Annotated in this window: 12 protein-coding genes and 1 pseudogene; 10 read left to right on the top strand and 3 right to left on the bottom strand. The window is 61.8% G+C overall.

What is annotated here, in order from left to right; genetic code table 11:
- The 9 genes and pseudogenes from VJ604_RS13000 to VJ604_RS12960 all read left to right on the top strand — a co-directional run.
- Positions 1 to 1,581: pseudogene (locus tag VJ604_RS13000) on the top strand (hypothetical protein); the annotation flags it as partial.
- A complete protein-coding gene (locus VJ604_RS12995; RefSeq protein ID WP_324083173.1) occupies positions 1,544 to 2,545 on the top strand; it encodes a phosphatidylserine decarboxylase in 1,002 nt (333 codons plus the stop codon). The pseudogene VJ604_RS13000 and the gene VJ604_RS12995, both read left to right, overlap by 38 nt.
- A gap of 120 nt (positions 2,546 to 2,665) precedes the next feature.
- Entirely contained in the window at positions 2,666 to 3,715 is a 1,050-nt protein-coding gene (locus VJ604_RS12990; RefSeq protein WP_324083170.1) for a prolipoprotein diacylglyceryl transferase family protein, read from the top strand.
- A 306-nt stretch (positions 3,716 to 4,021) separates the two neighbouring features.
- Positions 4,022 to 4,888, top strand: coding sequence for an ExeA family protein (locus VJ604_RS12985; protein ID WP_324083168.1), 867 nt, complete (start codon positions 4,022 to 4,024; stop codon positions 4,886 to 4,888).
- 57 nt (positions 4,889 to 4,945) lie between these two features.
- Positions 4,946 to 5,773 carry a hypothetical protein gene (locus tag VJ604_RS12980; RefSeq protein ID WP_324083166.1) on the top strand — a complete coding sequence of 276 codons (828 nt, stop codon included), beginning with the start codon at positions 4,946 to 4,948 and terminating at the stop codon, positions 5,771 to 5,773.
- A gap of 3 nt (positions 5,774 to 5,776) precedes the next feature.
- Positions 5,777 to 6,049, top strand: a complete 273-nt coding sequence (locus VJ604_RS12975) for a YcgN family cysteine cluster protein (protein ID WP_324083164.1) — start codon at positions 5,777 to 5,779, stop codon at positions 6,047 to 6,049.
- 194 nt (positions 6,050 to 6,243) lie between these two features.
- Positions 6,244 to 7,485, top strand: coding sequence for a DUF6178 family protein (locus tag VJ604_RS12970; protein ID WP_324083162.1), 1,242 nt, complete (start codon positions 6,244 to 6,246; stop codon positions 7,483 to 7,485).
- Between the two features lie 311 nt (positions 7,486 to 7,796).
- Positions 7,797 to 8,294, top strand: coding sequence for an NUDIX domain-containing protein (locus VJ604_RS12965; protein WP_324083160.1), 498 nt, complete (start codon positions 7,797 to 7,799; stop codon positions 8,292 to 8,294).
- Positions 8,295 to 8,471: 177 nt separating this feature from the next.
- Complete coding sequence (locus VJ604_RS12960; RefSeq protein WP_324083158.1) at positions 8,472 to 8,903, top strand: thioredoxin domain-containing protein; 432 nt, start codon at positions 8,472 to 8,474, stop codon at positions 8,901 to 8,903.
- A 127-nt stretch (positions 8,904 to 9,030) separates the two neighbouring features.
- Here VJ604_RS12960 and VJ604_RS12955 read toward each other — a convergent pair whose 3' ends face one another.
- The gene (locus VJ604_RS12955) at positions 9,031 to 10,173 is read right to left on the bottom strand and encodes an ABC transporter substrate-binding protein (protein ID WP_324083156.1); all 1,143 of its coding nucleotides are present in this window, start codon (positions 10,171 to 10,173) and stop codon (positions 9,031 to 9,033) included.
- A 457-nt stretch (positions 10,174 to 10,630) separates the two neighbouring features.
- Positions 10,631 to 12,079, bottom strand: a complete 1,449-nt coding sequence (locus VJ604_RS12950; RefSeq protein WP_324083154.1) for a chloride channel protein — start codon at positions 12,077 to 12,079, stop codon at positions 10,631 to 10,633.
- Between the two features lie 299 nt (positions 12,080 to 12,378).
- On the opposite strand from VJ604_RS12950, the gene VJ604_RS12945 reads away from it, so the two are divergent.
- The gene (locus VJ604_RS12945; protein WP_324083152.1) at positions 12,379 to 13,182 is read left to right on the top strand and encodes a sensor histidine kinase; all 804 of its coding nucleotides are present in this window, start codon (positions 12,379 to 12,381) and stop codon (positions 13,180 to 13,182) included.
- Here VJ604_RS12945 and mtaB read toward each other — a convergent pair.
- A complete protein-coding gene (mtaB, locus tag VJ604_RS12940; protein ID WP_324083150.1) occupies positions 13,179 to 14,462 on the bottom strand; it encodes a tRNA (N(6)-L-threonylcarbamoyladenosine(37)-C(2))-methylthiotransferase MtaB in 1,284 nt (427 codons plus the stop codon). The two genes, VJ604_RS12945 and mtaB, sit on opposite strands and share 4 nt — an antisense overlap.
- Positions 14,463 to 14,546 lie beyond the last annotated feature (84 nt).

Raw genomic sequence — 14,546 nt, 5'->3', positions numbered from 1 at the left:
CTCTCAGGCTGGGACCGCGGCGAGGAGAAGTACCGCTACATGCAGCTCTGCCACAAGGTGCTGTCCCGCAGCCAGCTGAACGCGGTCGCCAAGCTGAGGGAGGCGGGGATCATCACCAACAACCTGGTGGTGCTTCCCAACGTCTCCAACGTGAGCCTCGCCAACAACGGCACCCACCTGAGCATGGGTAGCCGCAAGCTGGGGAGGCTGCTGGCCGATCCGGTCTCCGGTTTCAACGCTTCCCACGAGAAGTACCTGGGTGACCTGACCATCAAGATGGCCGAGCATTTCCTCCCGCTGTTCGTCGGCACCTACTCGGCCGCCCCCTACCGTCTGAGCTACACGGATTTCCACCCGGAGCGCGCGCTCGGCTACCTGCCGCACGAACTCGATTTCACCCACCTGCGCATGCTCTGGCGCCGTTGGCAGAAAAAGGCGAGCCTGTCCATCCTGGGCCAGCCGGTTACCCCCTTCGGCCCTCCCTGGATCGATCGCATGGTGAGCGGTCTGTTCGGGCTCAAGGGAGACTTCGTCCCCGATTACCGGCTGATCGACTACCTGATCTGCCTGCTCAGCACCCCGCAGAGTCCTGCGCTCGACGGCCGCCCCGGCAATAGCGATAAGCTCAAGAAGGATCTATGCGAGATGGGGGTATTCGACCGCCAGATGTCGCTCTACCTCCTCTACAAGCAGCGCGAGTTCCACGCCATGGGGTTCTCGGGGTTCGAGGCACGGCACTACAGCCAGTTCGACAGCCTCGAGCACGACCTGGGAAGGGCGGCCGATCTGCAAATGCTGATCAACGCCCTGGCCTTCAAGTACCTGGCCGAGGGCTCCCTGAACCGGATCGAGATCCCGGACTCACCCTCGCTGGAGAGCGAGAGACGGCAGATCTTCTTCGCCTCCGCCATCGGCATTCCCACCTTCTTCGTGAAGAAAAACACCGAAAACCGATTCCTGATGCGGATTATCTCCAAGACCAGCGAGGTCCGGGGGAGCAGCCGCTATCCGGGCTACCTGAGGGTGAAGGTAAACCAGTACCGCCTCGCGCTCCTCGAGGTGCTGAAGGAGGATGCCGGCGAGCTGATCGAGATGATGGGGCTGTCGGAGACCATCGCCGATCTCAGGCAGCGCCTCTGCGAGCCGGAGCGCTTCTCGGCGGAGGGGAAACTTACCAGGGGCATCCTGAATGAGGTCAACGCCAGGGCCCCCATGAAGGTGAAGGCCGACGAGTTCAACCGGGGGGCGGAGCGCTACTACCGCGGGGCCCTGCGCAAACATCATATGGAAGAGGGGGTGAATTTCCTTCGCGAGGACTTCCGTGATGTGGACGCCCGCGCGGCAGCCGGGGACCCGCAGATGCGCGGCGCGCTCTACGAGCTGGGCGCACCTGCGGGCGCGCGGGCCTTCCTCGATACCGTCGCCGCCGACCTGCTGGCGGACCGGCTGGAAGGGGAGGGGCTCAGGCGGCTCATGAACCTTACCCTGCTCTCCATCGTGAACGATGCCGGGACAGTCACCGAAAGCAAAGAAGGAGATACGGATGCAGTGCATGCAGCACCAGTATATCGAGCGGGATAGCGGGACCCCGCGCAGCGAACCGCTCTTCGGCGACCGCCTGATCGGGCTTTTGTACCACCGGGTGAGGGAACACGCCCCCAGCCTGTTTCGCATGGTAACCAGCCCCCGCATGACCGATGTCTTGGGCTTCGTCAACTACGACCTGCCGTTCGGCGCCAGCAGCTCGGCCTGCAGCAAGTTTCTGAGAGAGCTCAAGGTCGACCTGGGGGAGTGTCTCGATCCCCCCGGACAGCTGAACACTCCGCGCAAGGTCTTCGAACGGCGCATCCGCTACGAAACGTGCCGGCCCATGCCCGCCGATGCCGGCAGCGTGGTATCGCCGGCCGACGCCAGGGTGCTGGTAGGCTCGCTGCGGGATACCTCCTCGCTTTTCATCAAGGACAAGTTCTTCACCTTTGCCGAACTGCTGGGTGAGCAGCTTTGGCTGGAGGCCTTCCAGGAGGGGGATTTCGCCCTGTTCCGGCTGACACCTGACAAGTACCACTACAACCACGCACCGGTCACCGGGCAGGTGCTCGACATCTACCAGATAGACGGGGCTTTCAATTCCTGCAACCCCAACGCGATCGTGGCGGTGGCGACTCCCTATTCCAAGAACCGTCGCGTGGTTACCATCATCGATACCGATGTACCGGGAGGAACCGGGGTGGGGCTGGTGGCGATGGTCGAGGTGGTGGCGCTGATGATCGGCGATATCGTGCAGTGCTACAGCGAACACGGCTATGACGAGCCCCAGGAGGTGGTGGCCGGCATGTTCATCGAGAAAGGCCAGCCGAAGTCGCTGTATCGACCAGGGAGCAGTACCGATATCATCATCTTCCAGCAGGGGCGGGTCGAATTCGCCGGGGACCTGCGGGAAAACCAGCGGCGCACCGACGTCGTAAGCCGCTTCAGCCACGGTTTCAATCAGAGCCTGGTGGAGACGGACATCAGGGTGCGGTCGCTTCTTGCGACGGCGGTCTAAAAAGTTATCAGCAGTTCAGTCCGAAAGTTCCCTCGCCCCCCGGGAGAGGGCTAGGGGGAGCTTCAGATAGCTGGTTGAGTTAGTTTGCACGGTGGGTGGTGCCCACCCTACGGAGGGACGATGGAGCAGGTTACTTTTATCATTTCGCTGACTGCGGTTTCTGCGGCGTACCTGATCTGGGGGATGACCACGCTCCCCCACGAGAGATGGCAGGTGGCAGCGGCCGTGCCACTTCGCAAGGGGGGGGACGGCCACTGGCACGGGGTGAACCTCACCTGGTACGGCATCCTCACCGCCAACGCCTACCTGGCTGCGGTACTCCTGTCCCTGATCCTGATGGGAGCCGCGGGTATCTCGCTGAGGGCCATCATGGCGCTGGTAGTCCTGCTGCTTGTCTGCTGCGTTCCCGCCTCCCGCCTGGTGGCCCAGGTGGTGGAGAAGAAGAGCAACACCTTCACCGTTGGCGGCGCCGTATTCGTGGGGACCCTCATTGCCCCTTGGGTGGTGACCCTGGTCAATAACATACCTTTAGGAGACCGGGGAGTGCCGGTGCCGGTACTCCCCGCGCTGGCCGTCATCTCCATCGCCTACGCCTTCGGGGAGGGGTTCGGAAGGCTCGCCTGCGTGAGTTTCGGCTGCTGCTACGGCAAGCCGCTCTCCTGCTGTCATCCGACCGTTGCCCGCCTGGCCTCCCCGGTTGCCCTGGTCTTCACCGGCAAGACCAAGAAGATCGCCTACGCTTCCGGGCTTGATGGGGTAAAGGTCCTGCCAGTGCAAGGGATCACCTACCTCCTCTATACGGCGACCGGGGTCGTCTCCACCTTGCTGTTCCTACAGGGAGCCTACGGGGCGGCCTTTCTCACCGCCCTGATCATCACCCAACTCTGGCGGGTCTGCTCCGAATTCCTGCGCGACGACCATCGCGGAGCGGGAAAATTCTCTGCTTACCAGATGATGGGCGTGGTTGCGGTCGTCTATGGGATATGGGTGGCGCGCTATTTTGGCGGGGAATCGGTGGTCTGCGACCTATCGGCGGGCATAGCCGGGGTCTGGAACCCGGTCCCGCTGCTGATGATGGAGGCCATCTGGGTGGCGATCTTTCTGTACACCGGGCTCAGCAGGGTGACCGGCGCCAGGATGAGCTTCCATGTCGAGCCTGAGAAAATCTGACCATTCGCGCCTTTCTTAATTCGTTGCCAACCTACTGCTCCTCAAGCAGGCCGTGAATGCAATTGCCTCCCTAACGGGTTCCCCCCTTGATAAAGGGGGGACAGGGGGGATTGCATGCTGCTGTTCAACGACGGGGACCCATCCTCACCCTGTCCCTCCCCTTGAAGGAGAGGGGACCTTATCACTGCTTCCCCTATTTCTGTGTTACCTTTCCCGTTTTTCGTTAGCTTTCCCTTTATTTCTGCATGGATTCGCGCTATATTCTCCGCTCAACTAACGGCAGACCGCCAAGGAAGCGCATCCGCTATGTACTGCACATTTTTCGGATTCAGAGAGCGTCCCTTCACCATCACGCCTAACCCGCGCTTTTTGTTCATGAGCGACATGCACCGGGAGGCGTTCGCGCATCTCCTTTACGCGGTGGAGAGCAGGGCCGGCTTCGTGAAGATCACCGGCGAGGTGGGGACCGGCAAGACCACGCTGCTGCGTACCTTCCTGAACCGCCTGGATGGCGACGGGCACCGCACGGCGCTGATCTTTAATCCCTGCCTCTCTTCGCTGGAACTGCTGCGCAGCATCAACCGCGAATTCGGCATCGCCTGCGAATCCGAGAGCAGGGTGGACCTGCTGCAGGCGCTGAACGCCTTCCTGCTCGAGCAGAAGATGGCAGGACGCAGCGTGGTGCTGGTGATGGACGAGGCGCAGAACCTCGCCCCCGAAGTGCTGGAGCAGATCAGGCTGATCTCAAACCTGGAGACCGAGACGGACAAGCTGATCCAGATCGTGCTCTCCGGGCAGCCCGAGTTGCTGGGGGTATTGGCCAAGGATGAACTGCGGCAGCTGAACCAGCGGATCACCGTGCGCTGCCACCTGCTGCCGATGGACTTCGAAAGCATGGGGCGCTACATCGAGCACCGGATGGAGCTGGCCGGCCGGTTCCGCGCCGCCGAGTTTTCGACCGCCGCCTTGAAGCGGATCTACCGGTACTCGGGTGGTGTCCCCAGGCTGGTCAACGTGGTTTGCGACCGTGCCCTGCTGATCGGCTTCACCGAGGAGACCCGCATCATCTCCGGGGCCATCGCCGCCCAGGCCATCTCGGAAGTGGCGGGGCGTACCCCCTACGGGAGAGTCAGCGGATTCTTGTCGCGGTTGGCGAGGTACCTGCCGCGCTAGATGGGGCCGTTGCGGCAGTTAAACCGTGTGAAATAAAGATCGAGGACGAGGACGGATATGAGTTCCATACTCAAGGCGCTGGAAAAGGTTGAGCAATCGCAGAACACCCGGCGCACCGGCGGGCCGAGCAGCCTGCCCAAAGCGCGGCAGCGCCGTCCGGCGTGGGTACTTCCGGTGGGAGTCATCGGCGGTGCCGCGGTGGCCAGCCTCCTTACCTTCGCCGCCATGGGTGGCTTCAGCAAACCTGGTGTGACCACCGCTCGACCGCAACCAGTCCCCGCTGTGCCCAAGGAAGTCGCCGCAGTACAGCCGGCTCCGCTAGCTGCGGCGCCTCAGCCTAAACATACACCGGCCGTCACACAGAAGGCTCCTGCCGCTGTCGCCTCGCCCAAACCGGTGTCCGCTCCGGCCGTTAAGGCGGCCGCTGCCACCACCTCTCCGGCCGCCGTCAAGCATCCTCCCGTCGCCAAGGCCACATCCGCTGCCGTGGCGAAGAGTGAGCAGAAGAGGGCCAAGGTGGCTACTCCGGTCAAATCCGCCCCGGCGGCCAAGGTCGTGGCCAAGAAATCCCAGCATCCCCAGTCGGTCGCTTCTAAAAAGGTCACTGCTGTCCACAGCGTCGCGACGCAACCGGCACCCGTCCGGGAGGCTGCTCCGCTAGCACCGCCGGCCCAGGTCGCGCAAGCCAAGAGCCGCCCCGAGGTGCGGGTGACCGGCATCGCCTGGCAAAACGACAGTCAGTCCAGCGCGGCGATAGTGAATGGCCACATGGTCTCCCAGGGCGCCACAGTCGACGGCTACAGGATCGAGCAGATCTTCGAGGACAAGGTCAGGTTCTCCGGGAAAAGCGGGACGGTCGATGTCCCTTTGAGCGCCGGGGAGTAATCTATGGGTGATCAAGGCTGTGAAAAGGACCAGTGGGAATCGCTCTGTGAGCAGTGCGGTCTCTGTTGTTTCGAAAAGATAGAGGACGAGGATGGCAGGATCTTGTTCACCTCGACTCCCTGCCGCTATCTCGACATCTCCACCCGGCGCTGCAAGGTGTACAACAAGCGCTTCAAGGTGAACCCGGAATGCGTAAAGCTGACCCCCGAGCTGGTCAAGGATCTGAAATGGCTGCACCGCAGCTGCGGTTATAAAAAAGCCCTCAAGCGCAGCTGAACCCTCGCCGCCGATCTCTGTCTGACGGCCGGCCCCGCCGAAACCCGTATAAGCTACACCCGCTTCAGGCCGATTTGTTATAGTGTATTTGGTCGCCTCGTCTTTGACGGGGTTGCCGGATGCTTGGCACATGTTTGTCTTTCAGCCCCTCACGGGGCTTACGTATTTGGAAAGGAGTAAGAGAATTGTCAAAGGTGAAACAAGATACCCTGCAAAAGTCGGCGGAAGCCTTCCACTCGCTTCCCCTCGCTGAGAAGCGCAGCTACCTAAGGCAAAGGGGGGCCAAGGAGAAGCTGAATCTGATCATCTCCGATTCCGAAGGGAAGAGGCTGACCGCCTCGCTGGAGCCGCAGGAGTTTTTCTGGCTGATGAAGGAGGTGGGGGAGAACGACGCCGTGGAGCTTTTGCAACTGGCGTCGGCGGAGCAGTGCGTATTCATCCTGGACATGGAGCTGTGGGAAGGCTGGACCTTCTCCCAGGAAAGGGCCTGCCACTGGCTGGCCCATTTCATGGAAGGTGGGGAGCCCCGCATTCACGAGTTGCTGAAGCATCTCGACTTCGAGTTCCTGCAGCTCTTCCTGAGCCGTGAGCTGGTGGTGGGAGGCGGCATCGGCGACCAGTCCAACGACGAGGAGCGGCTGGCCGACTACGACCACACCTTCGACGGCGTTTTCATGCTGACCTTCAAGAACCCCAAGCACAGCCAGTTGATCGGCTCTTTCGTCTCGATGCTGATCAAGCTCGACAACGAGCTGTACACGGCGCTCATGGAAGGGATCAAGGGGGACGTCGACGTTGAGATGGAGGAGCAGTGTCTGAGATTTAGGTCCGGGCGCCTGGAGGACCTGGGATTCCCGCCGCTGGAAGAGGCGGTCTCCATCTATGCACGGGTGAATCCTGACAACTTCGAGGTGCACGGGGACAAGCAGCTGGCCCCGGCCGGGGAGGGGGGGCAACTGGTGCCGATCCTCCCCCGGGAAGAGACCCTGCTCTTCCGCGCACTGGCGCTGGCCGACTCGCCCACCCTTTTACAGGAGTTGAACTACCTGGTGAACAGCGCACTGGTGGCCGAAGGGACCGCGGTGAAGGAGCCTGAATCGATGGTCGGCATCCTGGACCGGGTCTGCGGCTATCTCAACATCGCCCTGGAAAGCCTGACCGGCGGTGACGAGGGGCGAGCGGCGATCCTGCTCACCGGAGAGCCGCTGAAGCGGCTGTTCCAACTCGGCTTCAGCATCGTGCTGGAGCTGCAGTTCACCGCCCGCGAGATCGAGAGCGCCGATTACGCCTCCGGCAAGCTGATCTCCGGCCTGAAGGCAAAGCGTCCCCGCTACTACCGTGGCCTCGATTCAGACGGCGTCGACGGCTACCGCGAGTTCAAGGACCTGGCCGACGTCGAGCGCACCGCGGAGATGCTGAAGCACTTGCACAGCTGACAGCTCGAAGTAAGCCAACCTCTGGTAGACGCTCTTCATGATATAATGAGACCAGCGGTACTAATAATTCCCATACATCCGACGGCAGCGCGACTGAAGAAAATCTCGTCCGCGCCACAGCGGTTTCTTCAGCCGGCAAGGGGGCTAACATGCCGGATCTCTCCTACGGAAACTTCGGTCTTTGGTCGGTAATAATCATCGTCTCCGCGGTGGTGGTTTTGGGCAGCACCCAGATATGGAAAAACATGACTGAGTTCGGGAAAGGGCCACGCATTGACCAATGCGCAGGGGATGAGGGGCTGGACTTCTAGATGTACCAAAGAAACAGCTATTGCTCCTGGTGCGGGACGCCCTACCAGCAGTCCGTGTGGCCGCGGGAGTGCGCCCACTGCGGCAATAGGATCTACCTGAACCCCGTCCCGGTGGTCGTGGTGCTGGTGCCGGTCATTGGCGGGCTGATCGGCATCAGGAGAAACATCGAACCGTGCAAAGGGACCATCACCCTGCCGGGAGGGTATCTCGACCTGGGTGAGAGCTGGCAGGAAGGGGGCAAACGGGAACTGCGTGAGGAAACCGGCATCGACCTGGCCGAAGGTGACCTGAAGCTCTACGATGCGCTTACCGGCCTGGACGGGACACTGCTCATCTTCAGCCTTGCCGGGCCGCAGCCAGCCGGCATACTCAAACCCTTCTCCTCGAAGGAGACTCGAGAGGTCGTGCTGATTGACCGACCGATGGAGCTTGGCTTCGAAATGCACACCAAGGTGGTGGCGAGATACTTCGGGGAGATTGAGAAAGGGCAGGGATGACCCAGATGCCCGTCCCGCAACGCGGGTTGGCGGGGGCGGGGGTACCTCCGCTTCCCTGTAGTGGTATCGCTGTATATAGTCTAAGCGACGGAAATAAGGCCATGCAACGAAGCCCGGCTTACTCAGGTAAGGCGGGCTTTTTTTCGTTGTGCGCGGCCGGGATCAGGGAGGGAAACGATGGCGACGATTATATTCTGGGAGAAACCGGGATGTCAGGGGAACGCACGGCAGAAGGAGATCTTGATCGCGTCGGGGCATGAATTGGTGGTACGCGATCTGCTGAGCGAGCCGTGGCGCGAGGAAACCCTGGCGCTCTTCTTCGGCGAACGGCCGGTGGTGCAGTGGTTCAATCCTGCACATCCGAAGGTCAAGTCCGGCGAGGTAGTGCCTGCCACCTTCGAAGCGGAGGAGGCGCTCCGACTCATGGTGGACGAGCCGCTGTTCATCGTGCGCCCACTGATGCAAGCGGGGGAAGAACGACTGGCAGGGTTCGACGTAACGCAGGTACACAACTGGCTCGGCCTGAAACTCGACAGCGTTGGCGACCGTGATCCTGCGAACTGCCCCTGCGTCACGCGTCTGCGGGCCTCGCAGCCTCAGGGTACATAAGCGGCTGTTACGAAACGGCTTACGATAAAAAAGAACCGCGAGGGTATGTCCTCGCGGTTCTTTCGGCTTGTCGTCCGTACTGGTTAGCTCAGTACACCTGTTACTATGGGCGTGCTGAGAGGGGGTGCTACTTGGTGATCATGACCCACTTCCCTTTGGTGATCTTGACCATCGCCAGGGAGGAAAGATCGAGACCGTTGTGGTCCTTGGGGCTCATGTTGAAGATGCCGGAGACGCTGGGCAGGTTCTTTGCCTGTTCGATGCCGTTTCTGAGCTGCTCGGGGGTGGTGTTCCCCTTTTTAATAGCAGAGGCAATCAACTGAAAGGCATCGTAGGCGTAGCCGCCGAAGGTGGTGGCTTCCTCGCCGTAGAGCTTCTTATACTCCAGGTAGTAGTCCTTGAGCAGCTTGGCCTGGGGATCCGACTTGGGAAGGGAGTCGTAGATGGCCATTTTCCCGGCCGGATGGATCACACCCTCGGTGGCATCACCGGCCAACTCGAGGTATTTCGTGGTTGCAGCGCCGTGGCACATGTAGAGCGGGACCTTGATGTCGAGCTGTTTGACCTCTTTGGTGATGATCGACATCCCGGGGTTCAGGGCCCAGGCGATAATGGCATCGGGCTTGATGCCGCGGATCTTGGTCAGCTGCGGGGTCATATCGGTATCTTTGGGGCCGAACACTTCATCTGCCACGACCGTGAAACCCTGCTTTGCCGCATATGCCTTGAGTTGTTCGCGGCCGGAGGTGCCGAATCCGTCAGAAACCGTCAAGAGAGCGATCCTCTTCTGATTCTTGCTGTGCACATAGTTGAGGAGCTTCTGCACGGCGATATGGTCGCTGGCGGCGGTCTTGAAGACCCAGTGCTTGACGGGATCTACGATCTTGCCACCTGCCGCGCTCGAGATCATGGGGATCTTTGCCTTCTCGACCAGGGGGATGACCGCCATGGTTTCACCGGTCGTGGAAGGGCCGACGATGACATTAACCTTGTCGTCCTTGATGAGCCTGGTGGCCAGCTGGACCGCCTTGGTAGGATCACCTCCGGTATCGTAGATGACCGTCTCCAGTTTGATACCGTTTATGCCCCCCTTGCGGTTGGTGTCATTCACCAACATCTCCAGGGTTTTCTTCGCCGGGTCACCAATGAAGGCGGCCGGACCGGTCACGGCAAAGAGCCCTCCAATCTTGATGGTGCCGGTGGCAAAGGCGTTGCCACAGAACAGCAGCGTGATGAGTGCCGAAATGATTCCCATGGACCATCTTTTCATCGTGTCTGAACCTCCTTCATTGCATGTGCTCGGTAGGCAAAGGATTCGGGAGCATAACGTTTTTTTGAGAAGATGCCAATAGAAAAAGGGGCAGCGAGGGGGCTACCTGCAACAGAAAATCAGTTGCAGGTGTGTGATTTTTATTGTGGCAAAAAAGGTGTTTGAAGAGGAAAAATTCGCCGGTAGGAGGGCCCTCCGATGGGGAGGGGTGGGGGCGGCGGTTGGAGAGTTAAGACCTAGAAGCAAATCCCCCCTCTCCCCCCTTTATCAAGGGGGGACGTGAGATCGTTACTTGGTTGCGGAGTTGCTGGAGTTGCTGGAGACTTCCGGCTGGTTTCACAGGATGAACGGGGGAGATGGGCAGAAAGTGGACTTTCGAGAAAGTGCTGAAAGGGGACAGGCACCTGCGGAGCCAGTCCCCTGCGGAGCCAGTCCCCTGCGGGGGAGCTTGCCTGCTTCAGCGGCGGAATTCATCGGCTTCCGGCCGCTGCTGACCTTCGGGCAGGTCCTCGTATCGCGCCGGTGGAGTCTTCAGGAGCCTGAGGAAGCGTTCGGCAACGCTCGGCGCATGCTCACGGGTGGACCTGAGGGAAGCGCCCTGCGGCAGCGACACTCCTTCCGTTTTCGGCACGGCGATCCGCTGGGAGAGGTAGATGCCGGTGTGGCCACTGAAGAGGTAGGCAAGGTTGCAGGCGACGGCGATATAGACCATGGCGTCCGCGCCGAACAGTTCCACCCCCATGATGGTACAGGCCAGCGGAGCATTGGTCGCCCCGGCAAAGACGGCTACGAAGCCGAGTCCGGCGAAGAGGTCGGTGTGTGGGACGGCATCGAGCACCCGCGCGGCAACGTTGCCCAGGGCCGCGCCGATGAAGAAGAGGGGGGTGACTTCGCCACCCTTGAAGCCGCATCCCAGGGTGAGTGCGGTGAAGAGGATCTTCCACCACCAGCTCCAGTCGGTGGCGCCGCCCGGGCTGAAACAGGAGAGGATGGTGACGGCGTGCGGGTCGTTGGAGCTGACGCTTAAGCCCAGGTAGTCGCGGGTCCCGATCAGGTAGACCAGGCCTATCACCAGGCAGCCGCCGATGGCGGGACGGAGCAGCGGGCGGCGCACGAAGGTCTTGAACAGGTGGTTGATGCTGTGCTGCAGTTCGGCGAACAAGACGCTGGCAAGACCGAAGGCGACCGCGGCCAGGGCCACCTTGGCGAGCAGCAGGGGATCGAGGTGCCGCACGTGGGAGGCGGCCTCTGAGGCGTTGCGGAAGACTGCGGTGATCTGGTAGGCGGTATGCCGAATGCCGAGCACGCCGCAGGTCTCGTCGGCCACGATGCCGGCGATCAGGCAGGGGATGAGCGCCTCGTAGGTCATGCGGCCGACGATCAGCACCTCCATGGCGAAGACCGCCCCGGCCAGCGGAGTGCCGAAGACCGCCCCGAAGCCGCCTGCGATGCCCGCCATGAGCAGGATGCGGACGTCGTGGTCGTTGAGGCGGAACCAGCGGGCGAACGCGCTGGCGATGCTCCCCCCCATCTGCACCGCGGTTCCCTCCCGGCCTGCCGAGCCGCCAAACAGGTGGGTGACCAGGGTGGCGAGCAGGATCAGGGGGGCCATCCTGCGTGGCACGCCCCCTCCCGGTTCATGGATCTGCTCCATGATCAGGTTGTTCCCCCCTTCGGCGGACTTGCCGAAGCGGCCGTACAGGGCGGCCATCAACACGCCGGCCACCGGGAGAAAGAAGAGCAGGTCCGGATTGTCCAGCCTGGTGCGGGTGACTTCTTCCAGGCTCCAGAGGAAAAACGCGCAGGCGGCGCCGATGGCGGCGGCAACCGGCGCGACGAGGACCAGCCATTTTAAGAAGTAACGCCCTTGGGCGACGTGTTCTCTTGCGTCCCAGCGAAACGGCATGGGTACCAGCCCTCATTCAACGTGCAAAGTACATGACAGACGGCGGCTGGCCAGCTCCCAGCAGAGCTGTGGGGCCGCCGTTACAAAGGTCTCAAACGATAATCAATCTCGTTAATCTTGTCAAAGTGATAATGGTGGGACGCGCGCCCATGAAACGGGCTATAATCCAGGGAAGAGGAGCGGCACGCCATTCCGTGCGCGACGCCTCTTGCGAAACCGCCTAAAATCGCTATCATTTTCGGTGGGCGAGGGTGAACAAAGCGGGGTAGGGCGTGAGCCCTGTGCTGGAAGAGGATCTTATGAAAAACGACCTGCAGGTGGCGAGCGGCGAACTGGAGGCGCAGCTGAAGGCCCTCTCGGAAGCGAACGACCAGCTGGCGAAGCTGAACGAGGCGCTGGAGCGCAAGCTCACGGCGGTAACCGGGCAGGCGGAGGCCGCCACCCACGAGGTGGAGATGCTCAGCTACTCGGTCTCCCACGACCTGCGCGCCCCCCTGCGCCACATCGACGGCTTCAGCCAAGCCCTGGCGGACGATTGTGCCGACACCCTGAGCCCCACTGGCCATCAATACCTGGATCGCATCCAGAAGTCCTGCCGGCGCATGCTGGACATGATGGATGCGCTGCTGGAACTCTCCCGCGTCGGCCGCAGCCAGCTGGAGATCGACCAGCTCGACCTATCCGCCCTCGCCAGACAGGTCGGCGCCGAAGTCGCCGCCAGGAATCCCGGCCGCGAGGTGAAGCTGACAGTGGCTGAAGGGGCGGTGGGAAGGGGAGATGCGCGGCTGATCAAGCTGGCCCTCGAACAGCTTATCTCCAACGCCTGGAAGTTCACCCTGCAGACGGAACGGCCGGTGGTGGAGTTTATCACCACCGAGTGGGATGGGGAGCCGGCCTTCGCGGTGAGGGATAATGGCGTCGGCTTCGACCTCAACTATGCAGAAAAGCTGTTCGCCCCCTTCCAGAGGCTGCACACCCAGCAGGAGTTTGCCGGCGTAGGCATCGGGCTCGCCATGGTAAGCAGGATCATCAGCCGTCACGGTGGCAAAGTGAAGGCGGAAGCCGAGGTCGGCAAGGGAGCCACCTTCACCTTCACCCTTTAGCCTTTTTGGGCCAGTCGGCCAACCAGTTCCCCATGCTGCGCTTCGGTGATCAACACCGTCACCTCGCTGTTGACCAGTTCTTCAACTCCCTCGATCAGTACCGGCAGGTAATTTCTGGTCAGCCCCTTATCCCGCTGAACCAGCACCGGCAGTTCCCTCCCCACGAACCTCTCCGCGAAGGCGTCCCGTTTTCTTTCCGAAAGAAGCCGCAACCGTTCCGCCCGCTCCTTGATGAGCTTGGGGTGTAGCTGCGGCTTCATGGCCGCGGCAGCCGTGCCCGGTCTGACCGAGAAGGGGAAGACGTGCAGGTAGGCGAGCGGGAGCGATTCGACGAACCGGCAGGTTTCCTCGAATTCCTCCTCGGTTTCGCCGGGGAAACCGGCGATCAGGTCGGCGCCGATCGAGATGTCGGGGATGGCTTGTACCAGGGAGTCCACCACCTCGCGATAGAGGGAGGTGTCATAGCCGCGGTTCATGCGGGAGAGTACGCCGTCGGAGCCGCTTTGCAGCGGCAGGTGCAGGTGAGGGCAGACCATGCGGGAAGTGGCCATGAACTCCACCAGTTGCGGGGGGACCTCGGTCGGCTCCACCGAGCCGATCCTCAGGCGGGGCACCAGGGACTGCTCCTGCGCCTTCCTGAGTAGCCCCAGCAGGTCGGTGGGGGGGGCGAGGTCGAGCCCGTAGGCACCCAGGTGGATGCCGGTCAGGACGATCTCCTTGAATCCCTGTGTCACGAAGGATGCCATCGCCTCCAGCGCTTCATCGGGAGTCACGCTCCGGCTGGTGCCGCGCGCGAAAGGGACGATGCAGTAGGCGCAGCGGGCGTCGCAGCCGTTTTGCACCTGCAGGAACGCGCGGGTGTGCTCGGCGAAGCTCTCCAGGCGCGCGCCCTGTCCCGACCTCTCCTGCGAGATGTCGGAGACCACCGCCAGTGGCTGGTCACCCATCTCCCTCACGAAGCTGACGATGTCCCGCTTTTCGCTGTTGCCCAGGATCAGGTTCACTCCCGGAACGCTCAAAAGCTCATCGCCCGCCATCTGGGCGTAACATCCGGTCACCACCACGCGCGCCTCGGGGTTCAGCCGGGTGGCGCGCCTGATCAGGCGGCGGGACTCGGCGTCGGTCTTGGCGGTAACCGTGCAGCTGTTGATCACGTAGATGTCGGCTATTTCGGAAAAGGGGACCATCCGGTATCCCTCCTGCTGGAGGGCCTCGGTCATGGCGGCGGATTCGAACTGGTTGATTTTGCAGCCCAGGGTCGTTATGGCGATTCTTTTCATAGGTCCTGCGTGACTTCCTTTTGTGCCTGAGGGGGAGTAGCGGCGGCTGTAACTGAGGAGATAAAAGCAGAAAAGGGGACACCC

The organism is Geomonas sp. (assembly GCF_035254065.1).
Taxonomy (GTDB): Bacteria; Desulfobacterota; Desulfuromonadia; order Geobacterales; family Geobacteraceae; genus Geomonas.
The sequence above is the reverse complement of the archived record's forward strand: the minus strand, read 5'-3'. Positions and strand labels throughout refer to the sequence as shown.